Genomic DNA, 21,504 nt, shown 5'->3' on the forward strand with positions numbered 1-21,504 from the left:
TCTCCTCCACGATCTTGCCTTTTCGTTTGCCGAGGCTCACCGTCACGCGTGTATCGAACGCAGATGACAGAGTCTCAGCAACGTCTTGGAGTCCCGGCATCTGAATCGGCTTACGGCGCGGGGACGGCGGCGGGGCGGCTCCGTCGCGGTTGGCCAGCGTGACCGCTTCCTCCGTCGCCCGGACGGACAACCCCTCCGCGACGATCCGGGCGGCCAGTTCCTCCTGCCTCTCCTGTCCACCCTCGAGGGCGAGCAGCGCGCGGGCATGCCCAGCCGACAGCACCCCGGCTGCCACCCGCCGCTGCACCGCGATGGGCAACTTCAACAGCCGGATCATATTGGTGATCACCGGGCGCGACCGGCCGATGCGTGCGGCGAGCTCGTCGTGCGTCACGCTGAACTCGTCGAGCAGCTGCTGATAGGCCGCCGCCTCTTCCAAGGGGTTCAGCTGTGCCCGGTGGATGTTCTCGAGGAGGGCGTCGCGCAGCATGCTGTCATCGGCGGTCTCGCGGACGATCGAGGGGATGGTTGCGAGCCCGGCCTCCTGGGCGGCCCGCCACCGCCGCTCCCCCATGACGAGTTGGTATCGCGGTGTGCTGCCATCCGATTCGATCGCGCGAACGACGATCGGCTGCATGAGACCGAACTCGCGGATCGAGTGCACGAGCTCCGCCAGGGCGTCGCCGTCGAACACCTGGCGGGGCTGGCGTGGGTTCGGTTCGATCGCCGCGGGATCGATCTCCCGGTACACCGCGCCCACCTCGGTGACCACGTTCGTCGGAGCTCCGCCCAACAGCACGTCGGCCGCCGCGCTACCCATTTCCGGGCCCATATTGCCGGGCTGGTGGTCGATCGGTCCGGTGGGAATGAGCGATGCGAGTCCGCGGCCGAGGCCGCTCTTCTTCCGTGACGGCTGCGTCATACCTGCTGTCCCTTCCGTCCGGTGTCGGCGCGCTCTGCCAGCTCCCGGCTGGCGTCGAGATAGCTCATCGCCCCGCGCGAGCCCGGGTCGTAGTCGAGGATCGTCATCCCGTAGCCCGGCGCCTCGGAGACCTTGACGCTGCGCGGGATGACGGTGCGCAACACCTTATCCCCGAAGTGCGTCCGGACGTCCGCCGCAACCTGATCCGCGAGCTTGGTCCTGCCGTCGTACATCGTGAGGATCACGGTGGTGACCTCCAGGTGCGGGTTGAGGTGAGCCTTCACCATCTCGATGTTGCGCAGAAGTTGACCCACCCCCTCGAGGGCGTAGTACTCGCATTGAATCGGGATCAGCACTTCGGGCGCCGCCACGAGGGCGTTGATCGTGAGGAGCCCCAGCGACGGGGGGCAGTCGATGAAGACGTAATCGAAGTCGTGTTCCTGGAGTCCGGCCAGCGCATTGCGCAGTCGACCCTCGCGAGCGACCATGCTGACCAATTCGATCTCGGCGCCGGCCAGGTCGATGGTCGCCGGGACGCAATACAGGCGCTCGTTGTGGGGGCTGCGTTGCAGCGCCTCCCCCAACGAGATCTCGCCGATCAGCACCTCGTAGGACGACGGCGTGCCCTCCCGGTGCTCGATGCCGAGTGCGGTGCTGGCGTTGCCCTGCGGATCCAGGTCGATGACGAGGGTGTTGATCCCCTGCAAGGCGAGTGCCGCGGCGATGTTCACCGCGGTGGTGGTCTTCCCGACACCCCCCTTCTGGTTCGCGATCGTGAAGACGCGCTGCCGGGCCGGACGCGGAAGCTGCTTGGCCTTGGCCGCGTGCAGGAGCCGGACCGCGCGCTCGGCCTCGGCGCCGATCGGGGTGTCTTCGCCCGCGTCGTTCTTCCACGTGCCCTCGGGGTCGGAAGCCCATGTTTCACGTGAAACATGGGGCGGCGGTGTTCCGTCGCGCGCCAGTTCCCCGTCATGAGACGGTGTCATCCTCTGCTCCTGCCCGACCGGCCCTTGGGGCTCGACCGTGAGATCCGCTTCCCGCGTCGCGCCACGACCACGGTGGCGGGTGGAGTCAAATAGTCCACGCCACATTTCACCACCCCTATATCTACCGCACCCAGCGAGTTCATCACCCGCCGATGCTCGCCGACTTCATCGTCGGCCCGGTCGCCCTTCATGGCCAGCATCCGTCCGCCCTCGCGCAACAACGGCAAGGACCACCTCGTCAACTTGTCCAAGGAAGCGACCGCCCTCGACGTGACGACATCCATCTCCCCCAGCTCCAGTCGGACGTCTCGCTCCTCGGCTCGGCCGCGCATCACGACGACGTCGAGGCTCAGGTCTTCCACGACCTCCTTGAGGAACTCCGCCCGGCGAAGCAGCGGCTCGATCAGAGTGACGCGGACGCCGGGCCTGGCAAGTGCGAGAGGGATGCCCGGCAGCCCGGCCCCGCTGCCGACGTCTGCCACCGTCTCATCGTCCTCCACGAGTTCGGCCACCGCGGCACTGTTGAGCACGTGTCGGTCCCACAGTCTCGGCACCTCCCCCGGGCCAAGGATTCCACGCTCGATGCCGGCGCCGGCGAGGATCGCCGCGTAGCGCTCCGCGAGATTCAGCCGGAGACCAAACACAACGGCGGCCGCAGATGGCGCATCCGGAGTATCGCCATGTTTCACGTGAAACATCCTCCGGATCCGCGACCGGGCCGCCGCTGAGAACTACATGGATGTAACTCGGGCCGATCAGTCAAGCAACACTACGACTCGGCGAGACGGCTCGGCACCCTCGCTCTCGCTGTGCACACCGTCCACGGCGGACACGGCGTCATGAACGATCTTTCGCTCGAACGGGGTCATCGGATCGAGCTGTTCGCGCTCACCGCTCTCCAACACCCGGTGTGCCACCCGGTCACCCAAGGCGGCCAACTCGTCCCGACGACGACGTCGCCACTTGGCGATGTCGAGCATCAGTCTGCTCCGCTCACCGGTCTTCTGGTGCACCGCGAGGCGGGTCAGTTCCTGGAGCGCGTCGAGCACCTCGCCCTTGCGTCCGACGAGCTTGTTCAGATCATCGCCGCCGTCGATGCTGACGATGGCGCGGTCCCCCTCGACGTCCAGGTCGATGTCGCCGTCGAAGTCCAGCAGATCGAGGAGCTCTTCCAGGTAGTCGCCGGCGATCTCGCCCTCGGCAACCAATCTGTCTTCGAGCGGCTCGGCCTTCGGCTCTTCTTCCGTCGTCGTGCTGCGTTCGGTCGTTTCAGCTTCTGTCATGTCCGTCCTTCTTCCTCGTCCACCGGTCGGGTTGCGGTCGTGATCCGCAATCGGTTCCGGTCAGGGCCTTCGCTTCTTGGGCCGGTTGTTGGTCCGGCGCGGTGCGCGATTGGGAGTCGCGCTTTGCGCGCTCGCGTTCTTGGAGCCGTTGGTCGCCGGCGCGTCGTCGGTGATCTCCGAACCCTTGGGGGTCTCGTCCACCGCCGCCGAGTCGGTCTGCTCGACGGCACCGGTTTCGTCCTGCACGGGCGGTTTGGGAGCAGCCGCTGCCTTGTTGCGCTTCGGCTTGGCACCGGGCGCGGGCGCGTTCGATGCGCGGCGCTCCTGCTCCTCGACCTTCTTCGCCTCTTCGCGCTGCTCGATCTTGCCGAATACGTAGTGCTGCTGGCCGTAGGTCCAGATGTTGTTCGCCACCCAGTACAGGATGATCGCCAGCGGCAGGAACGGTCCGCCGACCACCACGCCGAGCGGGAAAACGTACAGCGCCAACTTGTTCATCATCGCGGTCTGCGGGTTGGCCGCCGCTTCAGGGCTCTGCCGCCCAACGGAGGCGCGGCTGTTGAAGTGGGTCGCGATGCCCGCCAGGATCATCAGCGGCACGCCCACCAGGACCACCGAGAGGCGATCGAACTCCTTGAACGCGCCCAGCCCAGCGTTCTGGATCATCGTGGCACCCAGCGGAGCACCGAAAAGATTGGCATCCAGGAAGTGCCCGACGTCGGTCGCGCTGAAGAAGTAGTTCCCCAGCGACCGGTTCAACTCGGGCGACAGATGCGGTTGGCCGAAGCCACCCTGGGTCCGGTTGAACGAGCGCAGCACGTGATACAGCCCGAGGAAGACGGGGATCTGCGCCAGCATCGGGAGGCAGCCCAGAATCGGGTTGAAGCCGTGGTCCTTCTGCAGCTTCTGCATCTCGAGGGCCATCCGCTGCCGGTCCTTGCCGTACTTCTTCTGCAGGGCCTTGATCTGTGGCTGCAATTCCTGCATCTGGCGCGTCGTCTCGATCTGGCGGACGAACGGCCGGTACAGGATGGCGCGCAGCGTGAACACCAGGAACATCACCGACAGTGCCCACGCGAAGAAGTTCGATGGCCCAAGCACGAATCCGAAGGCCTTGTACCAAACCCACATGATCCCGGAGACCGGGTAATAGATGTAGTCGAGACTGAACCAATCGAAATTAAACAAGCGAGTCGCTCCTCAACGTGGCGGTTCCGTCTGCGTCGTGGTCGTGCCCGTGCCGCGGATCCGGTATCGGATCCCATCCTCCTGGATGCCACGGACCGCACTTCAGCAGCCGCACCACCGCCAACCAACCACCGCGGATCAGACCATGGTGTCGCAACGCTTCCACCGCATACTGACTACACGTCGGGGTGAACCGGCACGACGGGGGGCGCAGCGGCGAGATCATGTTCCGGTACAGCTCGATCGCGAAGATGACGCCGCGCGCAATCCTGGCGCCTGGTCCACGGAACAATCCCCGGGTCGCTTCGCTCCTGCCCACCGGATCACTCATCACGGCCTCCCCGATCCGGAGCGGGCCCGCCTCAGCGCAGTCCTGAGTTCCTGGTCGAGCCGGGCCGAGATGGCATCGCGGCTACCGGGCAAGGCGCGGATCACCACCCGGTCTCCTGCGCCGAGTTCGTCCACCACGCCGCGGGCGACGTGGCGCAGTCGGCGCGCAACCCGGTGACGCTGGACGGCATTGCCGACGGACTTCGCCACGACCAGACCGATCTTGGGAGTGTCGCCATCGACCGACCATGCTGCGTGCACGACCAGGTCGGGCTGGGCGGCTCGCACTCCGCGATTGACCGTCAGCCCGAAATCCGTCGACCGCGTCATCCGGTACCGGGCCGGAAGCACCGCGCTAAATCCTGCGTCGAATCACGCAGTGAGGGAGCGGCGGCCCTTGCTGCGCCGGCCGGACACGATTGCGCGCCCGGCACGGGTGCGCATGCGCAGCCGAAAGCCGTGCACGCGCGCACGACGCCGGTTGTTGGGCTGAAAGGTCCGCTTGCCCTTGGCCACGGCTGTCACTCCTCGGTTACTGTCGCGTCGGCGTCCTTCACCGACACGACGTGGTCATGTCGGTTCGGACACAGGCGCAGTTCGTTCGAACGTCTGTATCGCTTGCTAGCCCCGGCGCGGCACCCCGAACTTCCGGGTCGCAGCCGTGTCGTCACATTCGGGCGACTGTTCGAGGGTACTGACGAGATTTCCCTAGGTCAAACCACTCACGCCCACCACGGAATTCGTCACACACGTCACATTGTTCACCCGACTTCAGCTGGCTCTCACGAACCGCCAATCAATGTTGCAGAACGGTTGGCACCCGCGGCGAAAACTGTTAACTTCTGGCAGTGCCGTTTCGGCTGAAACGGCGAAGACCACAACCGAGGACGGCCACCCACCCGCGAGCCCACAGAGTCTCAAAGCACTGTGACGAGCCCCGGGACGCGGCCTTCCGACACGTAGACAACGAAGCGACGACCCAGTGTCCGCTGTCCACAGCCTGTGGATAACTATGTGGACAGTTTGGGCTTCGTCTATTCGGCCGTCTCCAGCGCGGCCTCGAGGGGGTACGTCTCTTTGACAACCGACCCTGATCCACCGTTCGTCGCGATCTGGAACGACGTGGTCGCCGAGCTCAACGGCGACAACCCGTCCCGGGACTCTCTCAACGGCGGATCCGCGTCCCCGACTCTCACCCCTCAGCAACGGGCCTGGCTCAAGATGGTCCAGCCGCTGGTCATCGCCGAGGGGTTTGCCCTGTTGTCGGTTCCGACCTCGTTCGTCCAGAACGAGATCGAACGCCATCTGCGGGAGCCGATCATCACCAGCCTCAGCCGGCGGCTCGGACAGCGGGTCGAACTCGGCGTCCGCATCGCCACCCCGGAGTCCTCACCCGACGGCCAACTCGGCGATGAGATCCTCCCCGACCCGGACGAGGTCGACGAGGACGAAGAAGCGCTCGCCAGCGCAGAGGAGAGTTGGCCGTCGTACTTCACCAGGGAGCAGCAGAACTCCTCGCCGAAGAACGACGTCAGCCTCAACCGCCGCTACACGTTCGACACGTTCGTCATCGGCGCGTCCAACCGGTTCGCACATGCGGCCAGCCTCGCCATCGCCGAGGCGCCGGCGCGGGCCTACAACCCATTGTTCATCTGGGGTGAGTCCGGGCTGGGCAAGACGCACCTTCTACACGCGGCGGGCAACTACGCCCAGCGGCTCTTCCCGGGGATGCGGGTGAAGTACGTCTCGACCGAAGAGTTCACCAACGACTTCATCAACTCGCTGCGCGACGACCGCAAGGCTTCGTTCAAGCGCAGCTACCGCGACATAGACGTCCTCCTCGTCGACGACATCCAGTTCATCGAGGGCAAGGAAGGCATCCAGGAGGAGTTCTTCCACACCTTCAACACGCTGCACAATGCGAACAAGCAAATCGTCATCTCCTCCGATCGGCCGCCCAAGCAACTGGCCACGTTGGAGGATCGGCTGCGAACGCGATTCGAATGGGGCCTCATCACCGACGTTCAACCGCCGGAGCTCGAGACCCGCATCGCGATCCTGCGCAAGAAGGCACAGATGGACCGCCTCGACGTCCCCGGTGACGTCCTGGAACTCATCGCCAGCAGCATCGAGCGCAACATCCGCGAACTCGAGGGTGCGCTGATCCGCGTCACGGCGTTCGCGTCGCTGAACAAGACGACCATCGACAAGTCACTTGCCGAGATCGTGCTGCGGGACCTCATCTCGGATTCCAGCACGATGCAGATCAGCGCCGCGACGATCATGGCCGTCACCGCCGAGTACTTCCAGATCACCGTCGAGGAGCTCCGCGGGCCGGGCAAGACCAGAGCGCTGGCGCAGTCCCGGCAGATCGCGATGTACCTGTGCCGCGAACTCACCGATCTCTCACTGCCCAGGATCGGCCAGGCCTTCGGCCGCGATCACACCACCGTCATGTACGCGGAGAAGAAGATTCGCGGCGAGATGGCCGAGCGGCGCGAGATCTTCGATCACGTCACCGAACTCACCACGCGGATTCGACAGCGCTCCAAGCGCTGAACGACCTCTGCTCGCGCTTCTCGCGACGAAATCTTTGAAAAACTTTGGTCGCGCCTGCACCACTCGTCACACGAAATGCTTGTGGATGCCGCTGTGCACAACCCTGTGACAACCATGGTCGGCGCGGCACGTCCGTTCACACACCGTTCGTCATGCACAGAACCCGCCAACCCACGAGCGCGTCATCCACACTCCGTACACGAGCGACCGGCACGTCCCACCAGCGCACCAACCCCTTCATCCCCAACCTGCACAGCCCCTACTACTAATACTCATCTATCTACTAGGAATTGCTTCCAGAAGAAGGGCCCTGGGGAAAGCCCGTTTCAACCCGCATCGAGCGGATGCCCGACGCATTCGTCGGTGACATCGATTAGCTTTCAAGTTGGAGCTGAACGCTCTACGGTTGTTCTTCTGAGCCGGTACGGTCGTTGAACCGCAGTGGTCCGGCCCGTCGCAAGGCGGCCGCATATCCGCTGCTTAGAGCTTGTTGGTTGGTTGCATCGAAGGGACGCTATGGACGTGGTGACGACGACGGTTGGTCTCACCGATTTGAAGTTCCGGTTGGTCCGCGAGGACTTCGCCGACGCGGTGGCCTGGGTGGCGCGAATCCTGCCGAGCCGGCCCACCGTGCCCGTCCTGTCCGGGGTGCTTCTCACCGGCTCCGACGACGGCCTGGTGATCTCCGGATACGACTACGAAGTGTCGGCAGAGGTACGGGTTTCCGCTGAAATCGCTTCTCCTGGAAGCGTTTTGGTGTCTGGCCGGTTGTTGTCGGACATCACCCGCTCGTTGCCGGCCAAGCCGGTCGACGTCAGCGTCGAGGGTACCCGGGTACTGCTGACCTGCGGCAGCGCGCGGTTCTCGCTCCCGACCATGGCCGTCGAGGATTACCCCACGCTGCCCACGCTGCCCGAGGAAACGGGCGTGTTGGCCTCGGATCTGTTCGGTCAGGCCATCGGCCAGGTGGCCGTCGCCGCAGGCCGGGACGACACGCTGCCCATGCTGACGGGCATCCGCGTCGAAATCTCCGGCGAGAAGGTCGTTTTGGCCGCGACGGACCGGTTCCGATTGGCAGTCCGTGAGCTGACCTGGTCGACCGAGGTGGCTGACCTCGAGGCCGCGGTCCTGGTACCGGCCAAGACTCTGGCCGAAGCCGCCAAGGCGGGTACCGACGGTGCCGAGGTGCACCTGTCGCTTGGGGCCGGTAGTGCGGTCGGCAAGGAAGGGCTGCTCGGCATCCGGAGCAACGGCAAGCGCACCACGAGCCGGCTCCTCGATGCAGAGTTCCCCAAGTTTCGTCAGTTGCTGCCGTCCGAGCACACCGCTGTGGCAACGGTCGGGGTGGCCGAGCTGACCGAGGCCATCAAGCGGGTGGCGCTGGTGGCCGACCGCGGGGCACAGGTTCGGCTGGAGTTCTCCGAGGACGTGTTGCACCTGTCGGCCGGTGCCGATGACGTTGGTCGCGCCGAGGAAGATCTGCCGGTCGAGTTCTCGGGTGAGCCGCTCACCATTGCATTCAATCCGACCTACCTGACGGACGGACTGGGCTCGTTGCATTCTGAGAAGGTGACGTTCGGATTCACGACACCCAGCCGTCCCGCGGTATTGCGTCCGGCAGGCGATGATGATGGATCCGGGGGTTCGTCTGGGCCGTTCCCGGCGGCTCAAACCGATTACGTCTATCTATTGATGCCGGTGCGGCTCCCGGGCTGACCGGCCCAACGCCACGGAAGAGGCGCACATGCAACTCGGGTTGGTCGGTCTCGGCAAAATGGGCTTCAACATGCGCGATCGTCTGCGCAAAGGCGGACACGAAGTGATCGGCTTCGACCCGAGACCGGAGGTCACCGACGTTCCGACGCTGGGTGCCCTTGCCGAGGCGCTGACCGCACCGCGGGTGGTGTGGGTCATGGTGCCATCGGGCCCGATCACCCACGACACGATCGTCGGGTTGGCTGCCGAACTGAGCGAGGGCGACTTGGTGATCGACGGCGGCAACTCCCGCTACACCGAGGATGGCCCGCACGCAAAGTTGTTGGCGGAGAAGGGAATCGGATACATCGACGCCGGTGTGTCCGGTGGTGTCTGGGGACTGACGGAAGGCTATGGCCTGATGGTCGGCGGCAGCGATGCCGACGTGGCGCGGGCGATGCCGATCTTCGAAACGCTGCGACCGCCCGGCGAGTTGGCCGACGGATTCGTCCACGCGGGGCCCGTCGGTGCCGGGCACTTTGCCAAGATGGTGCACAACGGCATCGAGTACGCACTGATGACTGCGTACGGCGAAGGCTACGAAGTTCTCGCAGCAGAGGACCTGATCAAGGATCCGCAGGCCGTGTACCAGGCGTGGACCAATGGAACGGTCGTCAGGTCCTGGTTGCAGCAGTTGCTGGCCAAGGCGCTCAAGGAAGACCCGGGATTGAACGACATCACCGGGTACGCCGAGGACTCCGGTGAAGGTCGTTGGACGGTGGAGGAAGCGATCCGACTGCGGGTGCCCGTACCGAGCATTGCGGCGGCGTTGTTCGCCCGGTTCCTGTCCAGGCAGGACGACTCGCCGACCATGAAGGCCGTGGCCGCGCTGCGGAACCAGTTCGGTGGCCACGCCGTCCAAAGGATAAGTAAATCCGGATGATCCGGCAGGCAGGACATAAGCGACTCGGGGTTGGGACTTGTTCGTTCGACATGTGGGGCTGACCGACTTCCGGTCGTGGCCGCGGGCCGAGCTGGACCTGGATCCCGGCCGCACGGTGTTCGTCGGCCCCAATGGCTTCGGAAAGACCAATCTCATTGAAGCGCTGTGGTATTCAGCCACGCTCGGTTCTCATCGGGTGGCGTCGGACGCACCGTTGATCAGGTCGGGAGCCGACCGGGCAGTGGTCTCCACGATCGTCGTCAACGAGGGACGTGAGCTCGCGGTCGACCTGGAGATCACGGCGGGCCGGGCCAACAAGGCGCGGCTGAACCGCTCCCCCGTGCGTACCGCCCGCGAGATCCTTGGGGTGCTGCGGGCAGTGTTGTTCGCGCCGGAGGATCTGGCGCTGGTACGTGGAGAACCGGGCGAACGACGGCGCTATCTCGACGAGTTGGCCACCACGCGACGGCCGACGGTCGCCGGCATCCGGGCGGACTACGACAAGGTGCTCCGTCAGCGCACCGCGCTGCTCAAGACCGCTGCGGGCGGCCGGTTTCGGGGCGATTCGAGCGCCTTGGAGACCCTCGATGTGTGGGACGGGCACCTCGCCACCCATGGTGCCCAACTCATCGCGGCCAGGGTCGATCTGGTCAACCAGGTCGCCCCCGAGGTCGAGAAGGCCTACCAGCTCCTGGCGCCGTCCTCGCGTGCGGCCGCCGTGCGCTACCGCAGTTCGGTCGAGACCGTCGAAGCCGAAGCTGCGGCAGGCACGGTGAACACGGAAGTCTTCGAAGCCGCGCTGCTGGCCGAATTGGCGCGCAAGAGGTCGGCCGAACTCGAGCGCGGCGTGTGTCTGGTGGGTCCGCACCGCGACGACTTGGAGCTGAGGCTCGGTGATCAGCTCACGAAAGGCTTTGCCAGCCATGGCGAGTCGTGGTCCATGGCACTGGGACTGCGGCTGGCGGCCTACGAGCTGTTGCGTTCGGAGGGTAGCGATCCGGTGTTGCTGCTCGACGACGTCTTCGCCGAACTCGACACCGCGCGCAGGCGCGCACTGGTCAACGTAGCCGCGTCGGCCGAACAGGTTCTGGTCACGGCCGCGGTGCACGACGACGTTCCGTCGGATTGGGACGCCCGCAGGATCGAGATCGGAATGCGCGACGACGACACGGGTCGAGTATCGGAGGTGATCGGATGACGGAGTCCGCAGAAACGGGTGACCAGGCGGGGCCGCCCGAACACCTGGCGCATCTGAGTGGGATGGATCTGGTGCGCCGGACCTTGGAGGAGGCGCGCGGCGCCGCTCGCAGCCAAGGCAAGGACGTCGGCCGCGGCCGCACGTCGCCTGCTCGCCGGGTCGCCGGGCGCAACGGGCAGCGACGCACCTGGTCGGCGCCAGGACCGGACGTCCGGGATCCGCAGACGTTCGGCTCTGCGACGATGGACCTGGCCCGCAGCAGGGGGTGGACCCCCCGGGTCGCCGAAGGCTCCATCTTCGGCCAGTGGTCGACGGTGGTTGGCGACCAGATCGCCGAACACGCGAATCCGTCGTCGCTGCGCGAGGGCGTGTTGACCGTGGAGGCCGAATCGACCGCGTGGGCCACCCAGCTACGGATGGTCCAGGCGCAGATTCTGGCCAAGATCGCGGCGGCCGTCGGGGACGGTGTCGTCAGCTCGCTCCGGATCGTCGGTCCGACCGCTCCGACGTGGCGCAAGGGCCGATATCACATCGCCGGCCGGGGGCCTCGCGACACGTACGGATGACCGCCGACTGAGCGGCGGCTGAGAGCCGCGTCAGTCTGCAAAGTGGTTCTCTCGGGCGCCCGGACGCGAGGATTGTCGAGAAATTCCGCGCACGTCGTATTTAGGTGTGTAGAAACACCGCCTCAGAGTCAGTCCTGACGGGGCCGGACGGTAGACTAATTTCAGACCGCGGGGGCCCTCGATCCCTCGCTTGCGAACCCCAAGGAGACGCGTTCAACGTGCCTGCCCAGAAGAAGAGTGCTCCCAAGGAGTACGGCGCCGATTCGATCACCGTTCTGGAGGGATTGGAGGCAGTCCGGAAACGTCCGGGCATGTACATCGGTTCCACGGGTGAGCGCGGCCTGCACCACCTCGTCTGGGAGGTCGTCGACAACGCGATCGACGAGGCGATGGCCGGCTACGCCAGTCGGGTCGACGTGAAGATCCTCGGCGACGGCAGCGTCCAGGTCACCGACGACGGCCGCGGCATCCCCGTCGCCATGCACGCATCGGGCGTTCCAACGATCGATGTCGTCATGACGCAGCTGCACGCAGGCGGCAAGTTCGGCGGCGAGAACAGCGGGTACAACGTCAGCGGTGGTCTGCACGGCGTCGGTGTGTCGGTGGTCAACGCCTTGTCCAGTCGGCTCGAGGCCACGGTCATGCGTGATGGCCACGAGTGGTTTCAGTACTACGACCGATCCGTGCCAGGGACCCTGAAGCAGGGCGGGACCACCAGGAAGACCGGCACGACGGTGCGCTTCTGGGCGGACCCCGACATCTTCGAAACCACCGTCTACGACTTCGAGACCGTGGCACGGCGGCTACAGGAGATGGCGTTCCTGAACAAGGGACTGACCATCGACCTGATCGACGAACGCGTCACGGCCGATGAAGTCGTCGATGAAGTCGTCAGCGACATGGCCGACGCGCCGAAGTCCGCCGGCGAGAAGGAGGCGGAGGCCAAGGGTCCGCACAAGGTCAAGCACCGCACCTTCCACTATCCCGGCGGGTTGGTGGACTTCGTCAAGCACATCAACCGCACCAAGTCCCCGATCCAGCAGAGCATCATCGACTTCGACGGGAAGGGCCCCGGTCACGAGGTCGAGATCGCGATGCAGTGGAACGCAGGGTATTCCGAGTCGGTGCACACCTTCGCCAACACCATCAACACCCATGAGGGTGGCACACACGAAGAGGGCTTCCGAAGCGCGCTGACCACGGTGGTCAACAAGTACGCCAAGGACAAGAAACTGCTCAAGGAGAAGGACGCCAACCTCACCGGCGACGACATCCGCGAAGGACTCGCCGCAGTGATCTCGGTCAAGGTCAGTGACCCGCAGTTCGAGGGGCAGACCAAGACCAAGCTCGGCAATACCGAGGTCAAGTCGTTCGTGCAGAAGATCTGCAACGAGCAGCTGAGCCACTGGTTCGAGGCCAACCCCGCAGAAGCCAAGACCGTCGTGAACAAGGCGGTTTCGTCGGCTCAAGCACGGCTGGCTGCCCGCAAGGCCCGTGAGTTGGTGCGTCGCAAGAGCGCGACGGACATCGGTGGCCTGCCCGGCAAGCTGGCCGACTGCCGCTCCACCGACCCACGGCTGTCGGAAGTCTATGTGGTGGAGGGTGATTCGGCCGGCGGCTCGGCGAAGAGCGGCCGCGACTCGATGTATCAAGCGATCTTGCCCCTCCGCGGCAAGATCATCAACGTGGAGAAGGCCCGCATCGACCGGGTGCTCAAGAACACTGAAGTCCAGGCGATCATCACCGCGCTCGGCACCGGCATTCACGACGAATTCGACATCACCAAACTTCGGTATCACAAGATCGTGCTGATGGCCGACGCCGACGTGGACGGCCAGCACATCTCGACGCTGCTGCTGACGCTGCTGTTCCGATTCATGAAGCCGCTCATCGAGAATGGGCACGTGTTCCTCGCACAGCCACCGCTCTACAAACTGAAGTGGCAGCGCAGCGAACCCGAGTTCGCGTACTCGGACCGCGAACGGGACGGACTGCTGGAGGCCGGTCGAGCGGCCGGACGAAAGATCAACTCGGAAGACGGAATCCAGCGTTACAAGGGCCTCGGCGAGATGGATGCCAAGGAACTGTGGGAGACCACGATGGATCCCAGCGCCCGGGTGTTGCGCCGGATCACCCTCGACGACGCCGCCGCCGCCGACGAACTGTTCTCCATTCTCATGGGCGAGGACGTCGAGGCGCGGCGCAGCTTCATCACTCGAAACGCGAGAGACGTTCGCTTCCTTGACGTTTAACGCCGGAATCCAAAGACGAATAGGGCTGACACACGATGACTGACACCACCTTGCCTCCTGGCGACGACGGCGCGACCACCGATCGCATCGAGCCGGTCGACATTCAGCAGGAGATGCAGCGCAGCTACATCGACTACGCGATGAGCGTCATCGTGGGCCGCGCCCTCCCGGAGGTGCGCGACGGCCTCAAGCCGGTGCACCGCCGAGTGCTCTACGCGATGTACGACTCCGGGTTCCGGCCTGATCGTGGACACGCGAAATCCGCACGGTCGGTTGCCGAGACGATGGGCAACTACCACCCGCACGGTGACTCGTCGATCTACGACACCCTGGTCCGAATGGCCCAGCCGTGGTCGCTGCGCTATCCCCTTGTGGACGGACAGGGCAACTTCGGCTCGCCCGGCAACGACCCGCCGGCGGCGATGAGGTATTGCGTTACGGGTGATGCGTTGGTGCGACTGCCCTTTGGGCAGTCGGTACGGATCGCGGACGTCGCTCCAGGAGCGAGGCCGAACTCGGACAACGTCATCGATGTCAAGGTGCTCGACCGCCACGGCAACCCGGTCGCCGCCGATCGGCTGTTCCATTCCGGAGAGCACCGGACCTACACCGTGAAGACCGACGAGGGCTACGCGGTGACGGGCACGGCCAACCATCCCCTGCTTTGCCTAGTCGACGTCGCGGGCGTACCGACGCTGCTTTGGAAGCTCATCGAGGAGATCCGTCCGGACGACCGTGTCGTCATCCAACGCACTCCACCAACCGAATTCGGTCCAGCGGACTGGCTCGACACCCTGGAGGCGCTCTTGCTCGGAGCCTTCATCAGCGAGGGCTTTGTCTCTGAGAATCGCGCAGGATTCAACAATCTTGATCGGGACTACTTCAACATGGTGGTCGCGGCGTACGACGCAGTCGTCGGTGGTCCTCGCTATGTCTCCGAACGGATCATCGCGTCGGGATCGAATCTGCTCGAATTGGACATCCACAATGTTGACGCGTTGCGCGCCAGCCGCCTCCGTGTACTCGTTGGCCAGCGGTCCGCTGCGAAGGCGGTTCCGGATTGGTTGTGGCACACTCCCGCGGCGGTCAAGCGAGCGTTCCTTCAAGCCTTGTTCGAGGGCGACGGGTCTTGCTCGGCGCTACCCCGGAACACGGTTCAGATCTCGTACTCAACGCGAAGCGGTCAGCTCGCCAATGACGTCCAACAACTGTTGTTGGAGTTCGGTGTCATCTCACGCCGGTACCTGCACGCGACCGGTGAGCACAAGGTGGTCATCACCAACCGCGCACACGCCGAGTCGTTCGCCAGCCAGGTCGGGTTTGGCGGTACGAAGCAAGCCAAGCTGCGAGGCATTCTTGCAGCGCTGCCAGTCCGTGCCGCGGGCCTCGACGGCGACCATGTGCCGGGCTTGGCGACGTTCGTTCGCGAACACAGCGGCGGGCGATGGGTCGACAAGGAATGGTTGCGCAAGCACAACATCGACCGACTGTCACGGTGGCAGCGCGACGGTGCGGAGATCCTTGAGCGCATAGCGGACGCGGATGTCCGCACGATTGCACAGGACCTTGCCGACGGGCGGTTCTACTACGCCCGGGTGGCGAGCGTGACGGATGCTGGCCTCCAGCCGGTGTACAGCCTGCGCGTCGACACCGATGACCATTCGTTCATCACCAACGGCTTCGTCAGCCATAACACGGAGGCACGCCTCACTCCCCTGGCGATGGAGATGCTGCGCGAAATCGACGAGGAGACAGTCGATTTCATCCCGAACTACGACGGCCGGGTGCAAGAGCCCACCGTCCTGCCCAGCCGATTCCCCAACCTGCTGGCCAACGGATCGGGCGGCATCGCGGTCGGCATGGCCACCAACATGCCGCCGCACAATCTCCGCGAGCTCTCCGAAGCGGTGTTCTGGTGCCTGGACAACTTCGAGGCCGACGAAGAGGCCACGCTGGCGGCGGTCACGGAACGTGTCAAGGGCCCTGACTTCCCCACCTACGGATTGATCGTCGGCTCGCAAGGGATTCACGACGCGTACACGACGGGTCGCGGGTCGATCCGCATGCGCGGTGTGGTCGTCATCGAGGAGGACTCGAGGGGCCGCACGCTGCTGGTCATCACCGAGCTTCCCTATCAGGTGAACCACGACAACTTCATCACCTCGATCGCCGACCAGGTGCGCGACGGCAAGCTCGCAGGCATCTCCAACATCGAGGACCAGGGCAGCGACCGGGTTGGCATGCGCATCGTCGTCGAGATCAAGCGCGACGCCGTGGCGAAGGTGGTGCTCAACAACCTCTACAAGCACACCCAGCTGCAGACCAGCTTCGGCGCGAACATGCTCTCGATCGTCGACGGTGTCCCTCGCACCCTGCGGATCGACCAGCTGATCCGGCTGTACGTGGTGCATCAGTTGGACGTCATCGTCCGTCGCACCACCTACCGGTTGCGCAAGGCCAACGAGCGCGCCCACATCTTGCGCGGCCTGGTCAAGGCGCTCGACGCGCTCGACGAGGTCATCGCGTTGATCCGGGCCTCTCAGACGGTCGACATCGCCAGGGCCGGTCTGATCGAGATGCTCGACATCGACGACATCCAGGCGCAGGCGATCCTGGACATGCAGCTGCGGCGCCTCGCCGCCCTGGAACGTCAGCGCATCGTCGACGACCTGGCCAAGATCGAGGCGGAGATCGCCGACCTCGAGGACATCCTGGCCAAGCCGGAACGACAACGCGCGATCGTGCACGACGAGCTCGCGGAGCTGGTCGAGAAGTACGGCGACGACCGGCGCACCAGAATCATCCCGGCCGACGGCGATGTCGCCGACGAGGATCTGATCGCGCGCGAAGAGGTCGTCGTCACGATCACCGAGACCGGATACGCCAAGCGGACCAAGTCCGACCTGTACCGCAGCCAGAAGCGCGGCGGCAAGGGCGTCCAGGGCGCCGGCCTGAAGCAGGACGACATCGTCCGGCACTTCTTCGTCGGCTCCACGCACGACTGGATCCTGTTCTTCACCACGCAGGGCCGCGTGTACCGGGCGAAGGCCTACGAGCTGCCCGAGGCGTCCAGGACGGCGCGCGGCCAGCACGTCGCGAACCTGCTGGCCTTCCAGCCGGAGGAGCGCATCGCCCAGGTCATTCAGATCAAGACCTACGAGGACGCGCCGTACCTGGTGCTCGCGACGAAGAACGGTCTGGTGAAGAAGTCCAAGCTCACCGACTTCGACTCGAACCGCTCGGGCGGCATCGTCGCGGTGAACCTGCGCGACGGCGACGAACTGGTCGGTGCGGTGCTGTGCTCTTCGGAGAACGATCTGCTGCTGGTGTCGGCCAAGGGTCAGTCGATCCGCTTCTCGGCGACCGACGAGGCACTGCGGCCGATGGGTCGCGCCACCTCGGGCGTGCAGGGGATGCGGTTCAACGAGGAAGACCAACTGCTCTCGCTGAACGTCGTCCAGGAGGGGACGTATCTGCTGGTCGCAACGTCGGGGGGCTACTCGAAGCGCACGGCGATCGAGGAGTACACCACGCAGGGCCGCGGCGGCAAAGGCATCCTCACCATCCAGTACGACCGTAGGCGTGGCACTCTGGTCGGAGCGTTGATCGTCGACGACGACACCGAGCTGTACGCCATCACCTCCGGAGGCGGTGTCATCCGAACCAGGGCACGTCAGGTGCGTAAGGCCGGGCGGCAAACCAAGGGGGTGCGGTTGATCAACCTGGGCGAGGGCGACACACTGGTTGCCGTCGCGCGGAACGCCGACGAGGACGCTTCCGAAGACGACGAGTCAGACGAGACGTAGCGCGACACGGGTTGCCGCCGGCAACCGGCCTGAGCGAAGGAGCCGTAGGTGAGTTCACCGAACGAGCCGGGACACCCGCGCACGGGTGACGGGCCCGGAAGTGCCAACGGCTCGATGGGTGGCGACCACGGCGACGTTCCTCCCTGGCAACGGGGCACGTCCCGGGTCCGGCCCACGCCGCGCCCACCCGAATCGGCCCCCGAGGGCGGCCGGGCAGGTGCCGCCGCTGGCCAGAACCCCGGCGTCGACGCCCGCATCAACCGGTTCATCTCGGGCGGCCCGGCCGCTCCGGCTGGAGCACCGCCGCCGACGCCAGCTCGTGAGTCGAGCCCGCCCCGCGAGCAGGACCCGGCGCCGGCGCGCGGCGACCGTACGGAGACCGTGCGTCCCGAGGTGTACGCCAGCGAGCTGCCGGACCTGTCGGGGCCCATGCCCCGTGCACAACAGCGCAAGCCGGCTGGACGGCCGGAGGCACCTGCCACCCGCCCGCCGGGGGCGAGCCGCGCCCAGGTCGCCAGCCGCCCGCAGGGGCCGGTGCGGGCCAGCATGCAGATTCGTCGGCTCGATCCGTGGAGTGTGCTGAAGGTCTCGCTGGTGCTGTCGGTGGCGTTGTTCTTCGTGTGGATGATCGCCGTCGCGTTCCTGTACCTGGTGCTCGGCGGCATGGGCGTGTGGAGCAAGCTCAACAGCAACGTGGGCGACCTGCTCACCAGCGCCAGCGGAAGCGGTGGTGAGTTGGTGTCCAGCGGCACCATCTTCGGCGGCGCGGCACTGATCGGACTGGTCAACATCGTCCTGCTGACCGCCATGGCCACCTGCGGCGCGTTCATCTACAACCTCACCACCGACATCGTCGGCGGCATCGAGGTGACCCTCGCCGACAGGGACTGACGTCCGCGGTTTGGGCCGATGGGCGGCGTTACGGTAATCTCGTCGCTCGGCCGTAGTGCGATTACGGGCCTGTAGCTCAGGTGGTTAGAGCGCTTCGCTGATAACGAAGAGGTCGGAGGTTCGAGTCCTCCCAGGCCCACGGTTGCCGGGTTACCGGCGGACTCACCGGAAGGGTGCACCGTGAGGCTGGTGTTGCTGACCGTCACGATTGCCGCGGCGGTGATCGTGTGGCGATCGCGGCACGGCGTTGAGGTGTGGCACGTGGCCGCCGATCAGCCCGGCTGATCGCACAACCTGGGGGCCTTAGCTCAGTTGGTAGAGCGCTGCCTTTGCAAGGCAGATGTCAGGAGTTCGAATCTCCTAGGCTCCACTCCCCTGACTTACGTTGCCCCGCCCGGTCTTTCAGGGCTTGGGCGTGACTTCCACACTCGGCGGGCGCGGTGACGGTTCCGGCTGCGTCGACCGCCGAATGATCGAGAACGCCACCGCACCAACGGCCAGCAGTGCGGCGCCGGCGGCGATCACGAAGATCGGGCGCGGACGGCGCTTCGCGCGGCGGGCCTCTTGCAGCGCCTGCGGCAGGTTGGCGACGACCTCCTGGGCCGCGGCGAGTTCGTTGGCGATCGACTCCTGCGCGGCGGCGAGGTCCTTGCGTAGCTTGCCGCTGCGGTAGCGGTCACCCAGCCACGTGGCCGACGAGTGCGCCGAACCCAAGCCGATTCCCAGTGCTCCCCTCGTGACGTCGACGGGCCCCACCGTCGAGTACTTCAGACCACGGGCGAACCTCTCCCCTGGGGTCAACCGGACGGCACTCGTCTTCGAGCTCATGCCACAACCTCTCCGCGGTCTAGTTCGACTGAAGTTCCAGCCTGCCATCATCGGGGACCACGCGGTGGCCGATGACCGCGACAACACTATTCGGGCGGGGGCAATATCCGGTGGCGAAACGCGAATGGCAGACTGGCATCCCGTGACGAGCCCCATTCAGACAGCGACCGCGACCCTGCACACCAACCGCGGCGACATCAAGATCGCACTGTTCGGCAACCACGCCCCCAAGACCGTGTCCAACTTCGTCGGACTTGCGCAGGGCACCAAGGACTACAGCACCGAGAACGCGACGGGCGGCACGTCGGGACCGTTCTACGACGGCGCGGTCTTCCACCGCGTGATCTCCGGCTTCATGCTTCAGGGCGGCGACCCGACCGGCACGGGCCGCGGCGGACCGGGCTACCAGTTCGCCGACGAGTTCCACCCCGAACTGCAGTTCGACAAGCCGTATCTGCTGGCCATGGCCAACGCCGGGCCAGGAACGAACGGCTCGCAGTTCTTCATCACCGTCGGCAAGACGCCGCACCTGAACCGCAAGCACACCATCTTCGGCGAGGTCGTCGACGAGGAGTCGCAGAAGGTCGTGGACGCGATCGGTGCCACGGCGACCGATCGCAGCGACCGTCCGACCGAGCCGGTCGTCATCGAGTCGGTCACGATCTCCTAGCCCCATCCCAGGCCGGCGCGCCAAAGCGCGCCCAAAGGGTCTAGCGCGCGCCCGCGGAGCGGCCGTAGCCCGCGTCGGTCAGCGCGTCGAGCACGTCGAGTGGACTGGTGCCCAGATCCCACCGGGTGAATACCAGCAAGCGGTCGTCGGCGATGGTGTCGATCTCGAGCAGGTGCACCTTGCGCCCGATCCGGCGGAACTCCGTGATGCGGATCTTCGCGATGTCGTCGCGACGCAACACGTCGGTGCGCAACCACCCGCGGACGACCAGGCCGTCGGGCGTGATAGCCAGCTTTGGCCGTGCCCGCCACGACATGCTTGCAAACGCGAGTAGTCCGGCTGCGGCAATCCCCCCGAGGATGCGTCCGGGGGCATCTGTGACTACGGTCACAATACCCGTAGCCATCACCAGGCCCAGAATTGCGCACGCTGCGATTCCAGGGGTCGACGGACTCCACTCAGTTTGCTGCATAGGCACTGAACACCCTCTAACCGTGGCGAATCGGGTTATCCACAGGCGCTATCCCCAATGGGGATGAATCACAACGATGTGATTGGGTGAAGAAGGGGTTGCGGGACGGGTAACGCACAGAAACCACTTTGAATGCATCCTGACGGAAGGGATGCTCAGCGCCAGCGCATCGTGAGCAACAAGCCCGTGATCATGCAAGCAAACGCGATCGCGTAGTTCCACTGGGCGAGGTCGGCCATCCATTTCAGGAAGCTCGGTGCATCCACGGGATTGGTGGCCGCCAACTGGAAGACCAGCAGCCACAACAGGCCGATCAGCATCAAACCGACGAACAGCACGACGAACCACACGCTCGACGGCCCGGCCTTGACCTTGACAGGAGTGCGACTCACCGAGCTGGCGGTGAAGTCACTCTTCTTGCGAACCTTGGACTTGGGCATGGTTACCTTCGCGGACAGTCGGCGCCGCAGGTGCGACGATGAAGCGGATGCAACTGAGAGCCTAACCCAGCACGCCGTCCGGCAGAGAAATCGTCAGCACCGCCGAGGAGGGAACGATGAGCACCGCACGCCAGCCCTCTGCTCTTCGCGCGAGCGCTCATCGCCCATCCACCTGGCGGTTTGGCGTGCCCGCGGTGTGCCTGTGCGCCGGCCTACTGCTTGCGGCCACGCACACCACCTCCGGGGGCGGCGAGATTCGTCGTAGTGACGCGCCCCGGCTCGTCGACCTCGTCCGTGACGCCCAACATTCCGTCGACCGGCTGTCCAGCGAGCGCGACGCACTGGTGACCCAGATCGACACCCGCCACGGCGGCTCCCCCGGCGCCGACGCGGCGCTGGCCGCCATCACCAGCCGGGCCGACGTGCTCGCCGCCGACGCCGGACTCGATCCCATGCGCGGCCCCGGTCTGGTGAT

Annotated in this window: 19 protein-coding genes, 2 tRNA genes and 2 pseudogenes; 12 read left to right on the top strand and 11 right to left on the bottom strand. The window is 65.5% G+C overall.

Annotated features, from left to right (window positions below):
- The 8 genes from QOC69_RS11295 to rpmH all read right to left on the bottom strand — a co-directional run.
- The coding region (locus tag QOC69_RS11295) for a ParB/RepB/Spo0J family partition protein (RefSeq protein ID WP_526439394.1) at window positions 1–922 on the bottom strand (922 nt) is incomplete at its 3' end.
- The gene (locus QOC69_RS11300) at window positions 919–1,908 is read right to left on the bottom strand and encodes a ParA family protein (protein WP_526439396.1); all 990 of its coding nucleotides are present in this window, start codon (window positions 1,906–1,908) and stop codon (window positions 919–921) included. The genes QOC69_RS11295 and QOC69_RS11300, both read right to left, overlap by 4 nt.
- The gene (gene rsmG, locus QOC69_RS11305) at window positions 1,905–2,606 is read right to left on the bottom strand and encodes a 16S rRNA (guanine(527)-N(7))-methyltransferase RsmG (RefSeq protein WP_526439398.1); all 702 of its coding nucleotides are present in this window, start codon (window positions 2,604–2,606) and stop codon (window positions 1,905–1,907) included. Before rsmG ends, QOC69_RS11300 begins: the two co-directional genes overlap by 4 nt.
- A gap of 57 nt (window positions 2,607–2,663) precedes the next feature.
- Window positions 2,664–3,191, bottom strand: coding sequence for a Jag family protein (locus tag QOC69_RS11310; RefSeq protein WP_526439400.1), 528 nt, complete (start codon window positions 3,189–3,191; stop codon window positions 2,664–2,666).
- 60 nt (window positions 3,192–3,251) lie between these two features.
- Window positions 3,252–4,322: a membrane protein insertase YidC gene (gene yidC, locus QOC69_RS11315; protein WP_526439429.1), complete on the bottom strand. Its 1,071-nt coding sequence runs from the start codon at window positions 4,320–4,322 to the stop codon at window positions 3,252–3,254.
- 49 nt (window positions 4,323–4,371) lie between these two features.
- On the bottom strand, window positions 4,372–4,710 hold the full coding sequence (gene yidD, locus QOC69_RS11320; protein ID WP_526439402.1) for a membrane protein insertion efficiency factor YidD: 339 nt from the start codon (window positions 4,708–4,710) through the stop codon (window positions 4,372–4,374).
- Window positions 4,710–5,060, bottom strand: coding sequence for a ribonuclease P protein component (gene rnpA, locus QOC69_RS11325; protein ID WP_526439404.1), 351 nt, complete (start codon window positions 5,058–5,060; stop codon window positions 4,710–4,712). Before rnpA ends, yidD begins: the two co-directional genes overlap by 1 nt.
- 21 nt (window positions 5,061–5,081) lie before the next feature.
- A complete protein-coding gene (rpmH, locus tag QOC69_RS11330) occupies window positions 5,082–5,225 on the bottom strand; it encodes a 50S ribosomal protein L34 (RefSeq protein WP_068001749.1) in 144 nt (47 codons plus the stop codon).
- A 561-nt stretch (window positions 5,226–5,786) separates the two neighbouring features.
- Here rpmH and dnaA point away from each other — a divergent pair.
- From dnaA to QOC69_RS11380, 10 genes and pseudogenes are all read left to right on the top strand, one after another.
- Complete coding sequence (gene dnaA, locus QOC69_RS11335; protein WP_526439406.1) at window positions 5,787–7,268, top strand: chromosomal replication initiator protein DnaA; 1,482 nt, start codon at window positions 5,787–5,789, stop codon at window positions 7,266–7,268.
- 516 nt (window positions 7,269–7,784) lie between these two features.
- Complete coding sequence (gene dnaN / locus QOC69_RS11340; protein WP_526439409.1) at window positions 7,785–8,984, top strand: DNA polymerase III subunit beta; 1,200 nt, start codon at window positions 7,785–7,787, stop codon at window positions 8,982–8,984.
- 13 nt (window positions 8,985–8,997) lie between these two features.
- Window positions 8,998–9,906, top strand: a pseudogene (gene gnd / locus QOC69_RS11345) (phosphogluconate dehydrogenase (NAD(+)-dependent, decarboxylating)); the annotation flags it as partial.
- A gap of 37 nt (window positions 9,907–9,943) precedes the next feature.
- On the top strand, window positions 9,944–11,104 hold the full coding sequence (recF, locus tag QOC69_RS11350) for a DNA replication/repair protein RecF (protein WP_526439411.1): 1,161 nt from the start codon (window positions 9,944–9,946) through the stop codon (window positions 11,102–11,104).
- Entirely contained in the window at window positions 11,101–11,670 is a 570-nt protein-coding gene (locus tag QOC69_RS11355; RefSeq protein ID WP_526439413.1) for a DUF721 family protein, read from the top strand. The genes recF and QOC69_RS11355 overlap by 4 nt, the downstream gene beginning before the upstream one ends.
- Before the next feature lie 218 nt (window positions 11,671–11,888).
- The gene (gene gyrB, locus QOC69_RS11360) at window positions 11,889–13,922 is read left to right on the top strand and encodes a DNA topoisomerase (ATP-hydrolyzing) subunit B (RefSeq protein WP_526439415.1); all 2,034 of its coding nucleotides are present in this window, start codon (window positions 11,889–11,891) and stop codon (window positions 13,920–13,922) included.
- 35 nt (window positions 13,923–13,957) lie between these two features.
- The gene (gene gyrA / locus QOC69_RS11365) at window positions 13,958–17,728 is read left to right on the top strand and encodes an intein-containing DNA gyrase subunit A (RefSeq protein ID WP_526439417.1); all 3,771 of its coding nucleotides are present in this window, start codon (window positions 13,958–13,960) and stop codon (window positions 17,726–17,728) included.
- 48 nt (window positions 17,729–17,776) lie between these two features.
- Window positions 17,777–18,619: a DUF3566 domain-containing protein gene (locus QOC69_RS11370; RefSeq protein WP_526439419.1), complete on the top strand. Its 843-nt coding sequence runs from the start codon at window positions 17,777–17,779 to the stop codon at window positions 18,617–18,619.
- Between the two features lie 65 nt (window positions 18,620–18,684).
- Window positions 18,685–18,758, top strand: a tRNA-Ile gene (locus QOC69_RS11375).
- A 158-nt stretch (window positions 18,759–18,916) separates the two neighbouring features.
- Window positions 18,917–18,989, top strand: a tRNA-Ala gene (locus QOC69_RS11380).
- A gap of 32 nt (window positions 18,990–19,021) precedes the next feature.
- Here the strand turns inward: QOC69_RS11380 and cwsA are convergent.
- Entirely contained in the window at window positions 19,022–19,447 is a 426-nt protein-coding gene (gene cwsA / locus QOC69_RS11385) for a cell wall synthesis protein CwsA (RefSeq protein ID WP_526439421.1), read from the bottom strand.
- A gap of 124 nt (window positions 19,448–19,571) precedes the next feature.
- Between cwsA and QOC69_RS11390 the strand changes: the two genes are divergently transcribed.
- Window positions 19,572–20,117, top strand: coding sequence for a peptidylprolyl isomerase (locus QOC69_RS11390; protein WP_526439423.1), 546 nt, complete (start codon window positions 19,572–19,574; stop codon window positions 20,115–20,117).
- A 40-nt stretch (window positions 20,118–20,157) separates the two neighbouring features.
- On the opposite strand, the gene QOC69_RS11395 is transcribed toward QOC69_RS11390, so the two are convergent.
- Together QOC69_RS11395 and crgA are read right to left on the bottom strand one after the other, a co-directional pair.
- Window positions 20,158–20,589, bottom strand: coding sequence for a PH domain-containing protein (locus QOC69_RS11395; protein WP_526439425.1), 432 nt, complete (start codon window positions 20,587–20,589; stop codon window positions 20,158–20,160).
- 155 nt (window positions 20,590–20,744) lie between these two features.
- Window positions 20,745–21,029 (bottom strand): cell division protein CrgA, encoded by a 285-nt coding sequence (gene crgA, locus QOC69_RS11400; RefSeq protein WP_526439427.1) that lies wholly within the window; start codon window positions 21,027–21,029, stop codon window positions 20,745–20,747.
- Between the two features lie 116 nt (window positions 21,030–21,145).
- On the opposite strand from crgA, the pseudogene QOC69_RS11405 reads away from it, so the two are divergent.
- A pseudogene (locus QOC69_RS11405) lies at window positions 21,146–21,504 on the top strand (DUF881 domain-containing protein); the annotation flags it as partial.

The sequence above is a fragment of the Mycobacterium sp. genome (genome assembly GCF_032162105.1).
Classification (GTDB): Bacteria; Actinomycetota; Actinomycetes; order Mycobacteriales; family Mycobacteriaceae; genus Mycobacterium.